The following is a 15742-nucleotide window of genomic DNA, read 5'->3' on the forward strand; positions in this document are numbered from 1 at the left end:
AACCATCACCAAGGGCTTGCCCCCACATCACCGGCAGCGACGCCGGTGGCCCGAGGAGTCAGACGTGACCAGCACAGCGCAGGTACCCCCACCCGGAGCCAGGACGGCTCACCCCGACCATCTCGGGCATGTCGTCTTCATCGCGGCCGCGGCCGCGATGGGAGGCTTCCTCTTCGGCTACGACAGCGCTGTGATCAACGGTGCCGTCGAGGCCATCCGCAGCCGCTACGACATCGGCTCCGCGGCGCTGGCGCAGGTCATCGCCATCGCGCTGATCGGCTGCGCCATCGGCGCGGCGACCGCGGGCCGGATAGCCGACCGCATCGGCCGTATCCGCTGCATGCAGATCTCCGCCGCCCTGTTCACGGTCAGCGCGGTCGGTTCCGCACTGCCGTTCGCGCTGTGGGACCTCGCCTTCTGGCGCATCGTCGGCGGCTTCGCCATCGGCATGGCCTCCGTCATCGGCCCCGCCTACATCGCCGAGGTCTCCCCGGCCGCGTACCGCGGTCGGCTCGGCTCCTTTCAGCAGGCCGCGATCGTCGTCGGCATCGCCATCTCGCAGCTGGTGAACTGGGGCATCCTGAACGCCGCGGGCGGCGACCAGCGCGGTGAGCTGCTGGGCGTGGAGGCCTGGCAGGTCATGCTCGGCGTCATGGTCGTCCCGGCCGCCCTGTACGGCCTGCTCTCCTTCGCGATCCCCGAGTCGCCGCGCTTCCTGATCTCCGTGGGCAAGGAGGAGCGTGCCCGTGAGGTCCTCAAGGAGGTCGAGGGCGACAAGACCGACCTGAAGGCCCGGGTCGCCGAGATCGAGCTCGCCATGAAGAGCGAGCACAAGTCCACCTTCAAGGACCTGCTCGGCGGCTCCTTCTTCTTCAAGCCGATCGTCTGGGTCGGTATCGGCCTGTCGGTCTTCCAGCAGTTCGTCGGCATCAACGTCGCGTTCTACTACTCCTCGACGCTGTGGCAGTCGGTCGGCGTCGACCCGACGGACTCGTTCTTCTACTCCTTCACCACGTCGATCATCAACATCATCGGCACCGTGATCGCGATGATCTTCGTGGACCGCATCGGCCGCAAGCCGCTGGCCCTGATCGGTTCGGTCGGTATGGTCGTCGGCCTCGCGCTGGAGGCCTGGGCGTTCTCGTTCGACCTCGTCGACGGCAAGCTGCCGGCCACCCAGGGCTGGGTCGCCCTGATCGCCGCCCACGTGTTCGTCCTCTTCTTCGCCCTGTCCTGGGGCGTGGTCGTCTGGGTCTTCCTCGGCGAGATGTTCCCGAACCGGATCCGCGCCGCCGCCCTGGGCGTGGCCGCCTCCGCGCAGTGGATCGCCAACTGGGCCATCACCGCGAGCTTCCCGTCGCTGGCCGACTGGAACCTCTCCGCGACCTACGTGATCTACACGATCTTCGCCGCGCTCTCCATCCCGTTCGTCCTGAAGTTCGTGAAGGAGACGAAGGGCAAGGCACTGGAGGAGATGGGCTGACCGCCCGCCCCGTGAACTCGGGGAGAAGGGCCAAGTCCCCGCTGCCCCTCTCCTCGTTCCCGTAGGAGGTGCTGCCCCGGCTCAGTCGCTGAGCCGGGGCAGCACCTTCTCGCAGAACAGCCGCAGACCGCGCCGGCCCTCCTCGACGGGCATCCCGCCGGCCAGCGGGTGCAGGACCAGGTTGTCCAGGCCCTGCGCCACGCACTCCTCCGGCGTCAGGACGCGGTACACCCCTTCGGCGCGCAACTGCTCCACAGTGGTGGCCGAGGACCGCACGGCCGACCGGATGTCACCGGACTGCCAGGAGGCGTAGGTACGGGCCTCGTGCAGGAAGTGGTTCCCGTACGCGGCCCAGACCCGGTCCGGATCCTCGGCGATGTGCAGCAGCGGGGTCTCCGCCGCGGGCATCATCGTCCATCCCTCGGTGCCGTACTCCGCGAGCCGGTCCTTGTAGTACGCCTCCAGCTCCGGCAGATGCGCGCTGGGGAAGAACGGCAGCCCCAGGCGCGCGGCCCGACGGGCGGCGGCCTGCGAGGAACCGCCGACCAGCAGCAGGGGATGCGGTGCGGTGAACGGGCGCGGGGTGACCCGCACGGTACGGCCCCGGTAGGTGAACTCCTCGCCGGTCCACGCCTTCAGGACCGTCTCCAGCAGCTCGTCCTGGAGCCGGCCGCGCCGCCGCCAGTCCACCCCGAACATGGCGTACTCCTCGGGCCGGTACCCGATCCCGGCGACGGTCACAAGCCGCCCGCCGCTCAGCAGGTCCAGTACGGCGATGTCCTCCGCCAGCCGCAGCGGGTCGTACAGCGGGCCGATCACCGCCGAGACCGTCACCGCCAGCCGCCGGGTCGCGCCGAGCAGGGCGCCCGCGAAGGCGAACGGCGACGGCAGCCAGTTGTCGGCGACGCCGTGGTGCTCCTCGGTCTGCACGGTGGTGATCCCGTGGTCGTCGGCGTACCGCGCCATCTCCAGGGCCGCCGCGTAGCGCTCGTGCAGCGCGGCGGGCGTGGCGTCGGGGGCGACGAGATTGAGACGTACGACGGTGACGGGCATGGGTCCCCCTTCGGGTCGGCGAGGAGGACGGTAGCTGACGGCTCGTCAGATTGCCATGCGATGGCCCGCCCGGCCCGGGTCCGCGGGGCGGCGCGCCGGGCTGGAGGAAACCACAAGCTGGGCCCTGCCTGGATCCATGACAGATACTGGACGGGTTATGGAAACCGTCATCCTTGCTGTAATCATCGCCGTGGTCGTGCTCGGCGCGATCGGCGCGCTCGTCGTCGGCAGCCGACGGACGAAGTCGCTGCCCCCGCCGCCGCCCTCCGCGCCCGACATCACCGCGCCTCCGGCCGAACCGCAGGTCGGCGAAGAGGCCGAGACGCCGCGTGAAGAACCGCGCCGCACGATAGAGGAGGTGGATCTTCCGGAGGCCTCGGCCCCGGTAGCCGTCGAGGAGCCTGCCGCCGAAGAAGCTCCGGTCATCGAGATCCCGGAGCCCACCGCCGGGCGGCTCGTCCGTCTGCGCGCCCGACTCTCCCGCTCGCAGAACGCCCTGGGCAAGGGCCTGCTCACCCTGCTGTCGCGCGAGCACCTCGACGACGACACCTGGGAGGAGATCGAGGACACGCTGCTCACCGCCGACGTCGGCGTGATGCCCACCCAGGAGCTGGTCGAGCGGCTGCGTGAACGGGTGAAGGTGCTCGGCACCCGCACCCCGGAGCAACTGCGCGGCCTGCTGCGCGAGGAGCTGCTCACGCTGGTCGGCACCGACTTCGACCGCGTGGTCAAGACCGAGCCCGAGGCCAGCAAGCCCGGCATCGTGATGGTCGTCGGCGTCAACGGCACCGGCAAGACCACCACCACCGGCAAGCTCGCCCGGGTCCTGGTCGCCGACGGCCGTACGGTCGTCCTCGGCGCCGCCGACACCTTCCGTGCCGCCGCCGCCGAGCAGCTCCAGACCTGGGGCGAGCGGGTCGGCGCCCACATCGTGCGCGGGCCGGAGGGCGGCGACCCCGCCTCCGTCGCCTTCGACGCGGTGAAGGAGGGCAAGGACATGGGGGCGGACGTCGTCCTCATCGACACCGCTGGCCGGCTGCACACCAAGACCGGGCTCATGGACGAGCTCGGCAAGGTCAAGCGCGTGATCGAGAAGCAGGCCCCGCTCGACGAGGTGCTGCTCGTCCTCGACGCCACCACCGGGCAGAACGGGCTCGTGCAGGCCCGGGTGTTCGCCGAGGTCGTCGACATCACCGGCATCGTGCTGACCAAGCTGGACGGCACGGCCAAGGGCGGCATCGTGGTCGCGGTCCAGCGCGAGCTGGGCGTGCCGGTCAAGCTGATCGGGCTCGGCGAGGGTGCCGACGACCTGGCGCCGTTCGAGCCGGAAGCGTTCGTCGATGCCCTTATCGGGGAGTGACCCCCACCCGGCCGTCCGGCCGGTGAACGACGGGCCACCCGGCCTCTGGGCGAACGCCCGGCCGGGTCCCCGAACGGAGAAGGGCCCCACCGCATGGTGCAGATGCGGTGGGGCCCTTCGTCGTGGGCGGTCCGCTCACGCCCGGCCGCGCGTGACCCCCGGCGCGCCTCGGACCGGTTCGCAGGTGGGACCGGTGCGGAGGCGGGACCGGTTCACGGCGGGGACCGGCGGAGGCGGGGCCGGTTCACGGCCGGGACCGGTGGGCCACGTACGCCAGCGTGCCGAGCAGCAGCCGGGCCGCGGGCGGCTTGCTCGCCGAGTCCAGGCCGGGCGGGCGCAGCCACCGCACCGGGCCGAGGCCGCCGCGGTCGGAGGGCGGCGCGGTGATGTACGTACCCGGGCCGAGGCCGCGCAGGTCCAGGGCGGTCGGGTCGTCCCAGCCCATGCGGTAGAGCAGGGCGGCCAGCTCGGCGGCGGCGCCGGGCGCGACGAAGAACTGGGCGCGGCCCTCGGGGGTGGCGGTGACCGGGCCGAGCGGAAGGCCCATGCGCTCCAGCCGGACCAGGGCCCGGCGCCCGGCGGCCTCGGCCACCTCCACGACGTCGAACGCGCGGCCGACCGGAAGCATCACGGCGGCCCCGGGGACATCGGCCCACGCCTTGGTCGCCTGGTCCAGCGTGGCCCCGGCGGGCAGCGCCGGCGCGAAGTCGAGCGGATGCGCACCCGGCGCCCGGCAGTCGGGGCGGCCGCAGGAGCAGGTGCCCGCGGCGGCCCTGGCGCCGGGCACGACGTCCCAGCCCCACAGTCCGGTGAACTCGGCCACGGCGGTGCACTCCGACGAGCGGCCGCGGCGGCGCGAGGCGGACCGGATGTCACGGATACCCAGACTGCTGCCGATCGTGAAGCCCATGCCCCCTCCAACGGGTCCGACGCACCGGTGGTTACGATACGAACGCCATCCATCACTCTGCGTGACTTTGCGTGTTCCCGCTCCCTGGTGCCGCGCGATGTGGACGGCGCCTTGGGGCGTTCAGGGTTGTGTACACGGCGACGCGCGCCCCCGTGTGCACCTCTCTGCTCACTCCCGGCCGTCCTGTGTCAAGTGAATCGCGTAGCGGCCGCCGTGAGTTCATCCGAAGGGGTGGCGAATGGTGGCGTTTGAGGGATCCTCGTGGTGGGCGAGTGATCGTAGGATTACTTTGTGTGCACGAGACCTGGAGGCGCATGCGCTTGTGGGTATGCCGGAGGCAACCCGGCTTTCCGTTCGAAGGGTGGCAACCCCGGGACGGAGGGCCGTATTTACCGGCATTCTGATAGGGCTTGGCGCAGTCGGTGGCAAGTGGCCAGTGACAAGTGGTCTCAGGGATGGGGGCGTTCCAGTGGGCGGCAACGGCGGAAGCGGAGCGAACGCTGAGAAGCGCCCCAACGACATGCTCGGTTCGTGGTTCGTGCGCAGCGGCTGGTCCAAGGGCGAGCTCGCGCGCCAGGTCAACCGCCGGGCCCGCCAGTTGGGGGCCAGTCACATCTCGACCGACACCTCACGCGTGCGCCGCTGGCTGGACGGCGAGAACCCCCGTGAGCCCATTCCCAGGATCCTGTCCGAGCTGTTCTCCGAGCGCTTCGGCTGTGTCGTCTCCGTCGAGGACCTCGGCCTGCGCACGGCACGCCAGTCGCCGTCCGTGTCCGGCGTCGACCTGCCCTGGACGGGTCCGCAGACCGTGGCCCTGCTCAGCGAGTTCTCGCGCAGCGACCTGATGCTGGCCCGGCGCGGCTTCCTCGGCACCTCGCTGGGCCTGGCCGCGGGCCCGGCCCTCATCGAGCCCATGCAGCGCTGGCTGGTGCCCACCCTGCCCGGTCCGCGGCAGGAGCCCGAGGCCGACCCCACGCCGGCCGCCCGTGCCCGCGGCCGGCTGTCCGGGCCCGAGCTGGAGCTGCTGGAGTCCACCACGGTGATGTTCCGGCAGTGGGACGCCCAGTGCGGTGGCGGGCTGCGCCGCAAGGCCGTCGTCGGCCAGCTGCACGAGGTGACCGACCTCCTCCAGGAGCCCCAGCCCGAGCCGGTCGCACGGAAGTTGTTCAAGGTCGCCGCCGAACTGGCCGAACTGGCCGGGTGGATGAGCTACGACATCGGCCTGCAGCCCACCGCCCAGAAGTACTTCGTCCTCGCCCTGCACGCGGCGCGGGAGGCCGGCGACAAGCCGCTCGGCTCGTACGTCCTGTCCAGCATGAGCCGTCAGATGATCCATCTGGGGCGGCCCGAGGACGCCCTGGAGCTGATCCACCTCGCGCAGTACGGCAGCCGCGACTGCGCGAGCCCGCGCACCCAGTCGATGCTGTATGCGATGGAGGCCCGCGCGTACGCCAACATGGGCCAGCCCGGCAAGTGCAAGCGCGCGGTGCGGATGGCCGAGGACACCTTCGCCGACGCCGACGAGTGGGACGAGCCCGATCCCGACTGGATCCGCTTCTTCTCCGAGGCCGAGCTGTACGGCGAGAACTCCCACTCCTACCGGGACCTCGCGTATGTCGCCGGCCGCAGCCCCGCCTACGCCTCCCTGGCCGAGCCCCTCATGCAGCGTGCCGTGGAGCTGTTCGGCCAGGACCGCGAGCACCAGCGGTCGTACGCACTCAACCTGATCGGCATGGCCACCGTGCATCTGCTGCGGCGCGAACCCGAGCGGAGCACGGGCTTCGCCGAGGAGGCGATGGCCATCGCGAAGAAGGTCCGCTCCGAGCGCGTCAACACACGTATCCGAAAGACCGTCGACACCGCTGTACGCGATTTCGGGGATCTCGCCGAGATCGTCGATCTGACGGAGAAGCTCGCCGTCGAACTGCCCGAGACGGCGGAAGCGGTCTGAGCCCGCACGACCCCGGCCGCGGCCGGCCTTCCCGAACTGCCCGACTCGGCTCCCCCACGCCAGGTCATCGGAAGGTCGACCGCGGCCGGTTTCTTTCCTTCATCGAAGGTTGCGCCAAGATAACGATCTCCGCGCCCGTAATCCGGCGGTTCATCGAGGCGTAACACGCAAGGTGCCTTCGTCACCGCGGCGAAACAACGAGGGGCGTCGACCGAAACGGCGCTGCGTCAATCTCATGGCGCATAACCGGCCCACCCCTCACTCCGCTCAGGCTTCGCCCGCACGGGTCCGTACCAACGACGAGGAGACGCCGATGGCACCAGCCATCACGCTTGCGGCAGACGCGCCCACGCTGTCGCCGGCCAACACAGGCTTCATGCTCATTTGTTCCGCCCTGGTGATGCTCATGACTCCGGGTCTGGCCTTCTTCTACGGGGGCATGGTCCGGGTCAAAAGCACGCTGAACATGCTGATGATGAGCTTCATCAGCCTGGGGATCATCACCATCCTGTGGGTCCTCTACGGCTTCTCCGCCGCCTTCGGCACCGATTCCGGCGGATTCATCGGCTGGAATTCGGACTGGGTGGGCCTCAGCAACATCGGTCTGACGGAGCTCTGGGACGGATACACCATCCCGATCTTCGTATTCATGGTCTTCCAGCTGATGTTCGCGATCATCACGCCCGCTCTCATAAGCGGTGCGCTCGCCGACCGCGTCAAGTTCAGCGCCTGGGCGCTGTTCATCACCCTGTGGGCCACGGTCGTCTACTTCCCGGTCGCGCACTGGGTCTGGGGCGCCGGCGGCTGGGCCTACGAGCTCGGCGTGATCGACTTCGCCGGTGGTACGGCGGTCCACATCAACGCGGGTGCCGGGGCGCTCGGCGTGATCCTGGTCATCGGCAAGCGGGTCGGCTTCAAGAAGGACCCGATGCGTCCGCACAGCCTCCCGCTGGTCATGCTCGGCGCCGGTCTGCTGTGGTTCGGCTGGTTCGGGTTCAACGCCGGTTCGTGGCTCGGCAACGACGACGGCGTCGGCGCGCTGATGTTCGTCAACACGCAGGTCGCCACCGCCGCCGCCATGCTGGCCTGGCTCGCCTACGAGAAGATCCGGCACGGCGCGTTCACCACGCTGGGCGCCGCCTCCGGCGCGGTCGCGGGTCTCGTCGCCATCACCCCCTCGGGCGGAGCGGTCTCCCCGCTCGGCGCGATCGCCGTCGGCGCCATCGCCGGTGTGCTGTGCGCCATGGCCGTCGGCCTGAAGTACCGGTTCAACTACGACGACTCCCTCGACGTCGTCGGGGTTCACCTGGTCGGCGGTGTCGTGGGCTCCCTGCTCATCGGCTTCTTCGCCACCGGCAAGGGCCAGTCGACCGCGACCGGCGTCCTCTACGGCGACCACTCGTTCGACCAGCTCTGGAAGCAGTGCGCAGGCGTCTTCGCGGTCCTCGGCTACTCGCTGGTCGTCTCCGCGATCCTCGCCTTCCTGCTCGACAGGACGATCGGCATGCGTGTCTCCGAGGACGACGAGGTCGCCGGCATCGACCAGGCCGAGCACGCCGAGACCGCATACGACTTCAGCGGGGCCGGCGGTGGCGCCGCCCGGACCGCAGTCCCGGCCGGGGTGGCCGACACTGCCAGCAAGAAGGTGGACGCATGAAGCTCATCACCGCCGTCGTGAAGCCCCACCGGCTCGACGAGATCAAGGAGGCCCTCCAGGCCTTCGGGGTCCACGGACTGACGGTCACCGAGGCGAGCGGCTACGGTCGGCAGCGGGGACACACCGAGGTCTACCGGGGTGCCGAGTACACCGTGGACCTGGTACCCAAGATCCGCATAGAGGTGCTGGCCGAGGACGACGCCGCCGAGCAGCTGATCGACGTCATCGTCAAGGCGGCCCGGACCGGCAAGATCGGTGACGGCAAGGTCTGGTCCCTGCCGGTCGAGACGGCCGTACGGGTGCGGACCGGCGAGCGCGGGCCTGACGCGCTCTGAAACAGAAGACGGACAGGAGTCGCTGGGTGACGAGTACGGACGTGCGCAAGGAAGCAGAGAACTCGGGACCCAGCGGCTACGCGGCGGCCCGGCTGCGCCTCCTCACCGAGGGGGCGCGGTCCGGGCCGCCGCGCCGTGCCGCCCTCGCCGAGCTCACGGACGACTGGCTGAGCGGCCTGTTCGACGCGGGCGCCGGAGCGATGCGCGGTGTGTCCCTCGTCGCGGTCGGCGGCTACGGACGCGGGGAGCTGTCCCCCCGCAGCGACCTCGACCTCCTGCTGCTGCACGACGGCGGCGACACGGCCGCGGTCGCCGCCCTGGCCGACCGCCTCTGGTACCCGGTCTGGGACCTCGGCCTCTCCCTCGACCACTCCGTACGCACCCCGGGGGAGGCCCGCAGGACGGCGGCCGACGACCTCAAGGTCCAGCTCGGCCTGCTGGACGCCCGGCACATCGCCGGCGACCGCGGCCTCACCGCCGGTCTGCGCACGGCCGTGCTGGCCGACTGGCGCAACCAGGCGCCGAAACGTCTCCCCGAACTCCGGGACCTGTGCGCCGAACGGGCCGAACGCCAGGGCGAGCTCCAGTTCCTGCTCGAACCCGACCTGAAGGAGGCGCGCGGCGGGCTCCGCGACGCAACCGCCCTGCGCGCCGTCGCCGCCTCCTGGCTCGCGGACGCCCCGCGCGAGGGCCTCGCCGACGCCCGGCGCCGGCTGCTCGACGTACGCGACGCCCTCCATCTGGCCACCGGACGCGCGACCGACCGGCTCGCGCTCCAGGAGCAGGACCAGGTGGCGGCCGAGCTGGGGCTGCTCGACGCCGACACACTCCTGCGGCAGGTCTACGAGGCGGCGCGGGTCATCGCGTACGCGAGCGACGTCACCTGGCGGGAAGTGGGGCGCGTCCTGCGCTCGCGCGCCGTACGGCCGCGCCTGCGCGCCATGCTCGGCGGAGGCAAGCCGGCCGCCGAACGCTCGCCGCTGGCCGAGGGCGTCGTCGAGCAGGACGGCGAGGCGGTGCTCGCCCGCACCGCACGCCCCGAACGCGACCCCGTACTCCCGCTGCGCGCCGCGGCCGCCGCCGCGCAAGCCGGTCTGCCGCTCTCCCTGCACGCCGTGCGCCGCCTGGCGGCCACCACCCGCCCGCTGCCCACGCCCTGGCCCGCCGAGGCGCGCGAGCAGCTGGTGACCCTGCTCGGCTCGGGCGACCCGACCATCGAGGTCTGGGAGGCGCTGGAGGCCGAAGGCCTGATCAGCCGGCTGCTGCCCGACTGGGAGCGGGTGCGCTGCCGTCCGCAGCGCAACGCCGTGCACATCTGGACCGTCGACCGGCACCTCATCGAGACCGCCGTGCGCGCCTCCGCGTTCACCCGTCGCGTCAGCCGCCCCGACCTGCTGCTGGTCGCCGCCCTGCTGCACGACATCGGCAAGGGCTGGCCAGGCGACCACTCGGTGGCCGGCGAGATCATCGCCAAGGACGTCGCCGCGCGGATCGGCTTCGACCGCCAGGACGTGGCCGTGCTCGCCACCCTCGTACGCCACCACCTGCTGCTCGTCGAGACCGCGACCCGGCGCGACCTGGAGGACCCGGCCACCGTGCGCTTCGTCGCCGAGGCGGTCGGCAGCCAGGGCACGCTGGAACTGCTGCACGCCCTCACCGAGGCGGACGCGCTGGCCACCGGTCCGGCCGCCTGGTCGTCCTGGCGCGGATCACTCGTCGCCGACCTGGTCAAACGGGTGGCGGCGGTGCTGGCCGGGGACGAGCCCGCGGAACCCGAGGCGGTCGTCGCCACGGCCGAGCAGGAGCGGCTCGCCATCGAGGCCTGCCGTACCGGCGGCCCGGTACTGGCACTGCGCGCGCAGACCGAACCGCCGGCCGACGAGGAGCCGTCCGGCGCGCAGGAGCCGGAACCGCTCGGGGTCGAGCTGCTCATCGCCGTACCCGACCAGCCGCGCGTGCTGCCCGCCGTCGCCGGTGTGCTGGCCATGCACCGCCTCACCGTCCGCACCGCGGAACTGCGGGCCCTGCCGCTGCCGGACGGCGTCGGTGGCTTCGTCCTGCTGCTGGACTGGCGGGTGGCCGCGGAGTACGGCTCCCTGCCGCAGGCCGCCCGGCTGCGCGCCGACCTCGTACGCGCCCTGGACGGCTCGCTTGACATCGCGACCCGGCTCGCCGAGCGCGACGCCGCCTACCCGCGCCGCCGGGGCGTCGTCGCGCCCCCCGCACGCGTGACGGTCGCCTCCGCGGGCTCCCGCCTGGCCACGGTGATCGAGGTACGGGCCCAGGACGCCCCGGGACTGCTGTTCCGGATCGGCTCGGCGCTGGAGGACACGGGCGTGCGGATGCGCAGCGCGCACGTGTCGACGCTGGGCTCGAACGCCGTGGACGCCTTCTACGTCACCGACCCCGGGGGTGCGCCCCTGCCGAGCGAGGAGGCGGCCGGCGTGGCCCGGAAGCTGGAGGAGACGCTGCGGGGGTGAGCCGCGGGCCGCGCGCACGGACGGTTTTGACGGCGGTCTGTGCGGCGGTCCGTGCCGAGGCCGCCGAGGCCCCGGTCGGCGCCTGTGCGCCGGTCCGTGCGCTGGTCGGCGAGGTGGCCGGACATGCCGACCGTCGCCGTGGGGAGCGCGGCCCCGCTCGCCCATTCGGCGGGCGGGGACGAATTTCCTGCGGGGCCGGATACCCTGGAAGGCACTCACATCGCCCCCGACCCCGAGGACCGACGTCGCCGTGTTCGATACCCTCTCTGACCGCCTCAGCGCCACCTTCAAGAATCTGCGCGGCAAGGGGCGCTTGAGCGAAGCGGACATCGACGCCACGGCGCGCGAGATCCGCATCGCCCTGCTCGAAGCCGACGTCGCCCTCCCGGTCGTCCGCACGTTCATCAAGAACGTCAAGGAGCGCGCCCTCGGCGCCGATGTCTCCAGGGCCCTGAACCCGGCCCAGCAGGTCCTGAAGATCGTCAACGACGAGCTGGTCACGATCCTCGGCGGCGAGACCCGGCGTCTGCGGTTCGCCAAGCAGCCGCCGACCGTGATCATGCTCGCGGGTCTCCAGGGTGCCGGTAAGACCACGCTCGCGGGCAAGCTCGGCAAGTGGCTGAAAGACCAGGGCCACTCCCCGCTGCTGGTCGCTGCCGACCTCCAGCGCCCCAACGCCGTCAACCAGCTCAGCGTCGTCGCCGAGCGCGCCGGTGTCGCGGTCTACGCCCCGGAGCCCGGCAACGGCGTCGGCGACCCGGTCAAGGTCGCCAAGGACTCCATGGAGTTCGCCCGGAGCAAGGTCCACGACATCGTGATCGTGGACACCGCGGGCCGGCTGGGCATCGACCAGGACATGATGCAGCAGGCCGCGGACATCCGGGACGCGGTCTCCCCGGACGAGATCCTCTTCGTCGTCGACGCGATGATCGGTCAGGACGCGGTCAACACCGCCGAGGCCTTCCGCGACGGCGTCGGCTTCGACGGCGTGGTGCTGTCCAAGCTCGACGGCGACGCCCGCGGTGGTGCGGCCCTGTCGATCCGGCAGATCACCGGCAAGCCGATCATGTTCGCGTCGAACGGCGAGAAGCTCGACGACTTCGACGCGTTCCACCCTGACCGGATGGCCTCCCGCATCCTCGACCTGGGTGACCTGCTCACCCTGATCGAGCAGGCGGAGAAGACGTTCAGCCAGGAAGAGGCCGAGAAGATGGCCTCGAAGCTGGCGTCCAAGAAGGGCCAGGACTTCACCCTGGACGACTTCCTGGCCCAGATGGAGCAGGTCAGGAAGATGGGCTCCATCTCCAAGCTGCTCGGCATGCTCCCGGGCATGGGCCAGATCAAGGACCAGATCAACAACCTGGACGAGCGGGACGTCGACCGCGTCGGCGCGATCATCAAGTCGATGACGCCCGGCGAGCGCCAGGACCCGACGATCATCAACGGCTCGCGCCGCGCCCGTATCGCCAAGGGCTCCGGCGTCGAGGTCAGCGCGGTCAAGGGCCTGGTCGAGCGCTTCTTCGAGGCCCGCAAGATGATGTCCCGGATGGCCCAGGGCGGCGGCATGCCGGGGATGCCCGGGATGCCGGGCATGGGCGGCGGGGCCGGCCGGACCAAGAAGCAGCCGAAGCAGGCCAAGGGCAAGCAGCGCTCCGGCAACCCGATGAAGCGCAAGCAGCAGGAGCTGGAGGAGGCCCAGCGCCGCGAGGCCGCCGCCCAGGGCGGCGGTGCCCTCGGGCTGCCGCAGCAGGGCGCCAAGGACTTCGAGCTGCCCGACGAGTTCAAGAAGTTCATGGGCTGATCGAGCGCCGGTCCGCGAACCGGAAGCTGTTGCGATACGGCGTCGGGGTACCCACCCCGGCGCCGTACGTGCGTCTGCACCGGCTTTCGGCACCGTCCCGTGCCGCGGGCCCTTACCGCGTGCGGGCTATCAGGTAGCGGAAGACGTTCGGCATCCAGACCGTTCCGTCCGTGCGCCGGTAGGGGTGCAGCGCCTCCGTCAGTTCCTTGTCGACCTGCGCCTGGTCGGTGGCGGCGACGGCCGCGTCGAACAGCCCCGTCGACAGCAGCCCGCGTACCGCGCTGTCCATGTCGGCGTACCCGAAGGGGCACGCCACGCGCCCCGAACCGTCCGGCTTGAGACCGGCTTGCTGGGCGACCTCCTCCAGGTCGTCGCGCCGGGCGCGGCGCGGGCCGTCCGTACCGCGCAGCGGATCGGCGAGCCGCGCGGCCACCCGCAGCACGGACGACGTGGCGCAGCGCTCCGGTGGCCCCCAGCCGGCCAGCACCACCGGCGTGCCCCGTTCGGCCGACGGCGTCGCCGCGGTGAGCAGCCGGGCGAGCCCGTCGGAGTCGCCCGCGAGGCACCCGATGGGCTCGAAGGCGGTCACCAGGTTGAACGGGGCCGTCCCCGCGTCGGCCGCGTTCTTGGGCGACCCGGCCACGAGCCGCGCCCGCGTGCCGGTACGCGCGTGCGTGTCCCACGCGGCCGGCAGCAGCCGTCGGCGCGCCAGGGCCAGCCGTTCGGGGGAGGAGGATTCGACACCGGTGACCGAGGCGCCTCTGGACGCGGCCATCAGCAGGGCCAGCCCGGAGCCGCAGCCTAGGCCGAGCAGCCGCGTGCCGGGGCCCACTTCCAGCCGCTCGTAGGCGGCCTCGTAGAGCGGAACCAACATGCGTTCCTGGATCTCGGACCAGTCACGCGCGCGTGCAGCCAGGTCGACACGGGGCGCCGGGCCCGCGTGAGGAAGGTGCTGCCGCACGAGCGTAGGTGTCATAGGAAAGCGCCCCAATCCGTCGGGAGTCGGCGCCGCGCTCCGATCCGTCACCCTGTGACGTGCGCGCGCACACCCTCCGTATGCCAGGAAACTCCCGGCTCGCGATGCCGTCCAGGGGTCGCGGAGTCCGCTTTGCGGGTTGTTGGCGCGGGTGGCGAGAATTCACATCCCGGCAATGTGGGCCCGTACCATCGCGCCATGGCAAAGGCACCCGTACTCACGCCCCGGGCGGACGACTTTCCGCGCTGGTACCAGGATCTGATCGCCAAGGCCGAACTGGCCGACAACGGCCCGGTGCGCGGCAGCATGGTGATTCGACCGTACGGGTACGGCCTGTGGGAGCGGATGCAGGCCGAGATGGACGCCCGCATCAAGGAGACCGGCACCCAGAACGCCTACTTCCCGCTGCTGATCCCGCAGTCGTACCTCACCAGGGAGGCCGACCACGTCGAGGGATTCGCGCCGGAGCTCGCCGTGGTCACGCACGGCGGCGGCAAGGAGCTGGAGGAGCCGGCCGTCGTCCGGCCCACCTCCGAGATGATCGTCAACGACTACTTCTCGAAGTGGGTGCAGAGCTACCGCGACCTGCCCCTGCTGATCAACCAGTGGGCGAACGTGGTGCGCTGGGAGCTGCGGCCCCGGCTCTTCCTGCGGACGTCGGAGTTCCTGTGGCAGGAGGGCCACACGGCGCACGCGACGTACGAGGACGCGCGCGCCTTCGCCGCCCGCATCCACCGCGAGGTCTACGAGGACTTCATGGTGAACGTGCTCGCCATGGACGTCGTGCCCGGCCGCAAGACCGTCAAGGAACGGTTCGCGGGCGCCGTCAACACCCTCACCCTCGAAGGCATGATGGGTGACGGCAAGGCACTTCAGATGGCCACGAGCCATGAACTGGGCCAGAACTTCGCCAAGGCCTTCAACACCTCGTACCTGTCCAAGGACGGCCGGCAGGAACTGGTGTGGCAGACGTCCTGGGGTTCGACCACCCGCATGATCGGCGCCCTGGTGATGATGCACGGCGACGACAGCGGGCTGCGCGTGCCGCCCCGGCTGGCGCAGATCCAGGCCGTCGTGCTGGCGGTCAAGGACGACGAGACCGTTCTGGCCAAGGTCCGCGAACTCGGCGACCGGCTGCGGGCGGCCGGGATCCGCGTCCGGGTCGACGACCGTACGGACGTCCCGTTCGGCCGGCGTGCCGTCGACTGGGAGCTGAAGGGCGTGCCGGTCCGCATCGAGATCGGCCCCCGTGACCTGGCGAACGGCACCGCGACGCTGGTCCGGCGCATCCCGGGGGGCAAGCAGCCGATGGCGATCGACGCCCTCGCCGCGGCACTGCCCGGGATCCTCGACGAGGACCAGGCGCTGCTGCTGCGCCAGTCCCGCGAACGCCGTGAGTCGCGCACCTCGGAGGTGTCGACGTTCGCGGAGGCCGTCGAGGCCGCCGTCGGCGGCGGCTGGGCGCGCATCCCGTGGGCGGCGCTGGGCGAGGCGGGCGAGGCCGCACTGGCCGAGCACGCGGTGACCGTACGCTGTCTGGTCGCCGAGGACGGGTCGGTGCCGGACGACGGTGACGCACCCGGTAACGTCGCGATCGTCGCGCGCGCTTACTGAGGTAGCGTCCTCAGGCCACCAGAGCGACCGAAAGACGTCTTGCGCATCCGCGGACCACAGGAGTTCCGGCGCGTGGACATTGTCTACGCGCCGGGGCGTACGTCAGCCTACGCACCAGCTTG

Annotated in this window: 11 protein-coding genes; 8 read left to right on the forward strand and 3 right to left on the reverse strand. The window is 71.3% G+C overall.

Annotated elements, in window-relative coordinates; all coding sequences use genetic code 11:
- Positions 1-64 precede the first annotated feature (64 nt).
- Positions 65-1483: a sugar porter family MFS transporter gene (locus ACZ7OY_RS40745; protein ID WP_472250579.1), complete on the forward strand. Its 1419-nt coding sequence runs from the start codon at positions 65-67 to the stop codon at positions 1481-1483.
- An 81-nt stretch (positions 1484-1564) separates the two neighbouring features.
- Here ACZ7OY_RS40745 and ACZ7OY_RS40750 read toward each other — a convergent pair whose 3' ends face one another.
- Entirely contained in the window at positions 1565-2536 is a 972-nt protein-coding gene (locus ACZ7OY_RS40750) for an LLM class flavin-dependent oxidoreductase (RefSeq protein WP_472250580.1), read from the reverse strand.
- Positions 2537-2693: 157 nt separating this feature from the next.
- On the opposite strand from ACZ7OY_RS40750, the gene ftsY reads away from it, so the two are divergent.
- Entirely contained in the window at positions 2694-3896 is a 1203-nt protein-coding gene (gene ftsY / locus ACZ7OY_RS40755) for a signal recognition particle-docking protein FtsY (RefSeq protein ID WP_472250581.1), read from the forward strand.
- A gap of 244 nt (positions 3897-4140) precedes the next feature.
- On the opposite strand, the gene ACZ7OY_RS40760 is transcribed toward ftsY, so the two are convergent.
- Positions 4141-4806, reverse strand: a complete 666-nt coding sequence (locus ACZ7OY_RS40760) for a bifunctional DNA primase/polymerase (protein WP_472250582.1) — start codon at positions 4804-4806, stop codon at positions 4141-4143.
- A gap of 469 nt (positions 4807-5275) precedes the next feature.
- Here ACZ7OY_RS40760 and nsdA point away from each other — a divergent pair, with 469 nt between their 5' ends.
- The 5 genes from nsdA to ffh all read left to right on the forward strand — a co-directional run bounded on the left by nsdA (position 5276) and on the right by ffh (position 13030).
- Positions 5276-6757 carry a transcriptional repressor NsdA gene (gene nsdA, locus ACZ7OY_RS40765; RefSeq protein WP_351622028.1) on the forward strand — a complete coding sequence of 494 codons (1482 nt, stop codon included), beginning with the start codon at positions 5276-5278 and terminating at the stop codon, positions 6755-6757.
- Between the two features lie 313 nt (positions 6758-7070).
- Entirely contained in the window at positions 7071-8414 is a 1344-nt protein-coding gene (locus ACZ7OY_RS40770; RefSeq protein WP_472250583.1) for an ammonium transporter, read from the forward strand.
- Complete coding sequence (locus ACZ7OY_RS40775) at positions 8411-8749, forward strand: P-II family nitrogen regulator (RefSeq protein WP_289922751.1); 339 nt, start codon at positions 8411-8413, stop codon at positions 8747-8749. Before ACZ7OY_RS40770 ends, ACZ7OY_RS40775 begins: the two co-directional genes overlap by 4 nt.
- Positions 8750-8775: 26 nt before the next feature.
- Positions 8776-11229 carry a [protein-PII] uridylyltransferase gene (locus tag ACZ7OY_RS40780; protein WP_472250584.1) on the forward strand — a complete coding sequence of 818 codons (2454 nt, stop codon included), beginning with the start codon at positions 8776-8778 and terminating at the stop codon, positions 11227-11229.
- A gap of 250 nt (positions 11230-11479) precedes the next feature.
- On the forward strand, positions 11480-13030 hold the full coding sequence (gene ffh, locus ACZ7OY_RS40785; protein ID WP_472250585.1) for a signal recognition particle protein: 1551 nt from the start codon (positions 11480-11482) through the stop codon (positions 13028-13030).
- Between the two features lie 112 nt (positions 13031-13142).
- Here the strand turns inward: ffh and ACZ7OY_RS40790 are convergent, their stop codons facing one another.
- The gene (locus ACZ7OY_RS40790; protein ID WP_472250586.1) at positions 13143-14006 is read right to left on the reverse strand and encodes an SAM-dependent methyltransferase; all 864 of its coding nucleotides are present in this window, start codon (positions 14004-14006) and stop codon (positions 13143-13145) included.
- Positions 14007-14204: 198 nt separating this feature from the next.
- Here ACZ7OY_RS40790 and proS point away from each other — a divergent pair, with 198 nt between their 5' ends.
- Positions 14205-15620, forward strand: coding sequence for a proline--tRNA ligase (proS, locus tag ACZ7OY_RS40795; protein ID WP_472250587.1), 1416 nt, complete (start codon positions 14205-14207; stop codon positions 15618-15620).
- Positions 15621-15742 lie beyond the last annotated feature (122 nt).

This window comes from Streptomyces sp. NPDC107559 (assembly GCF_055657365.1).

Bases quoted from the DNA above. Each gene is read 5' to 3' on its own strand.
- ACZ7OY_RS40750 (WP_472250580.1), bottom strand. From the start codon at position 2,536: ATGCCCGTCACCGTCGTACGTCTCAATCTCGTCGCCCCCGACGCCACG.
- ftsY (WP_472250581.1), top strand. From the start codon at position 2,694: ATGGAAACCGTCATCCTTGCTGTAATCATCGCCGTGGTCGTGCTCGGC.
- ACZ7OY_RS40760 (WP_472250582.1), bottom strand. From the start codon at position 4,806: ATGGGCTTCACGATCGGCAGCAGTCTGGGTATCCGTGACATCCGGTCC.
- ACZ7OY_RS40770 (WP_472250583.1), top strand. From the start codon at position 7,071: ATGGCACCAGCCATCACGCTTGCGGCAGACGCGCCCACGCTGTCGCCG.
- ACZ7OY_RS40775 (WP_289922751.1), top strand. From the start codon at position 8,411: ATGAAGCTCATCACCGCCGTCGTGAAGCCCCACCGGCTCGACGAGATC.
- ACZ7OY_RS40790 (WP_472250586.1), bottom strand. From the start codon at position 14,006: ATGACACCTACGCTCGTGCGGCAGCACCTTCCTCACGCGGGCCCGGCG.
- proS (WP_472250587.1), top strand. From the start codon at position 14,205: ATGGCAAAGGCACCCGTACTCACGCCCCGGGCGGACGACTTTCCGCGC.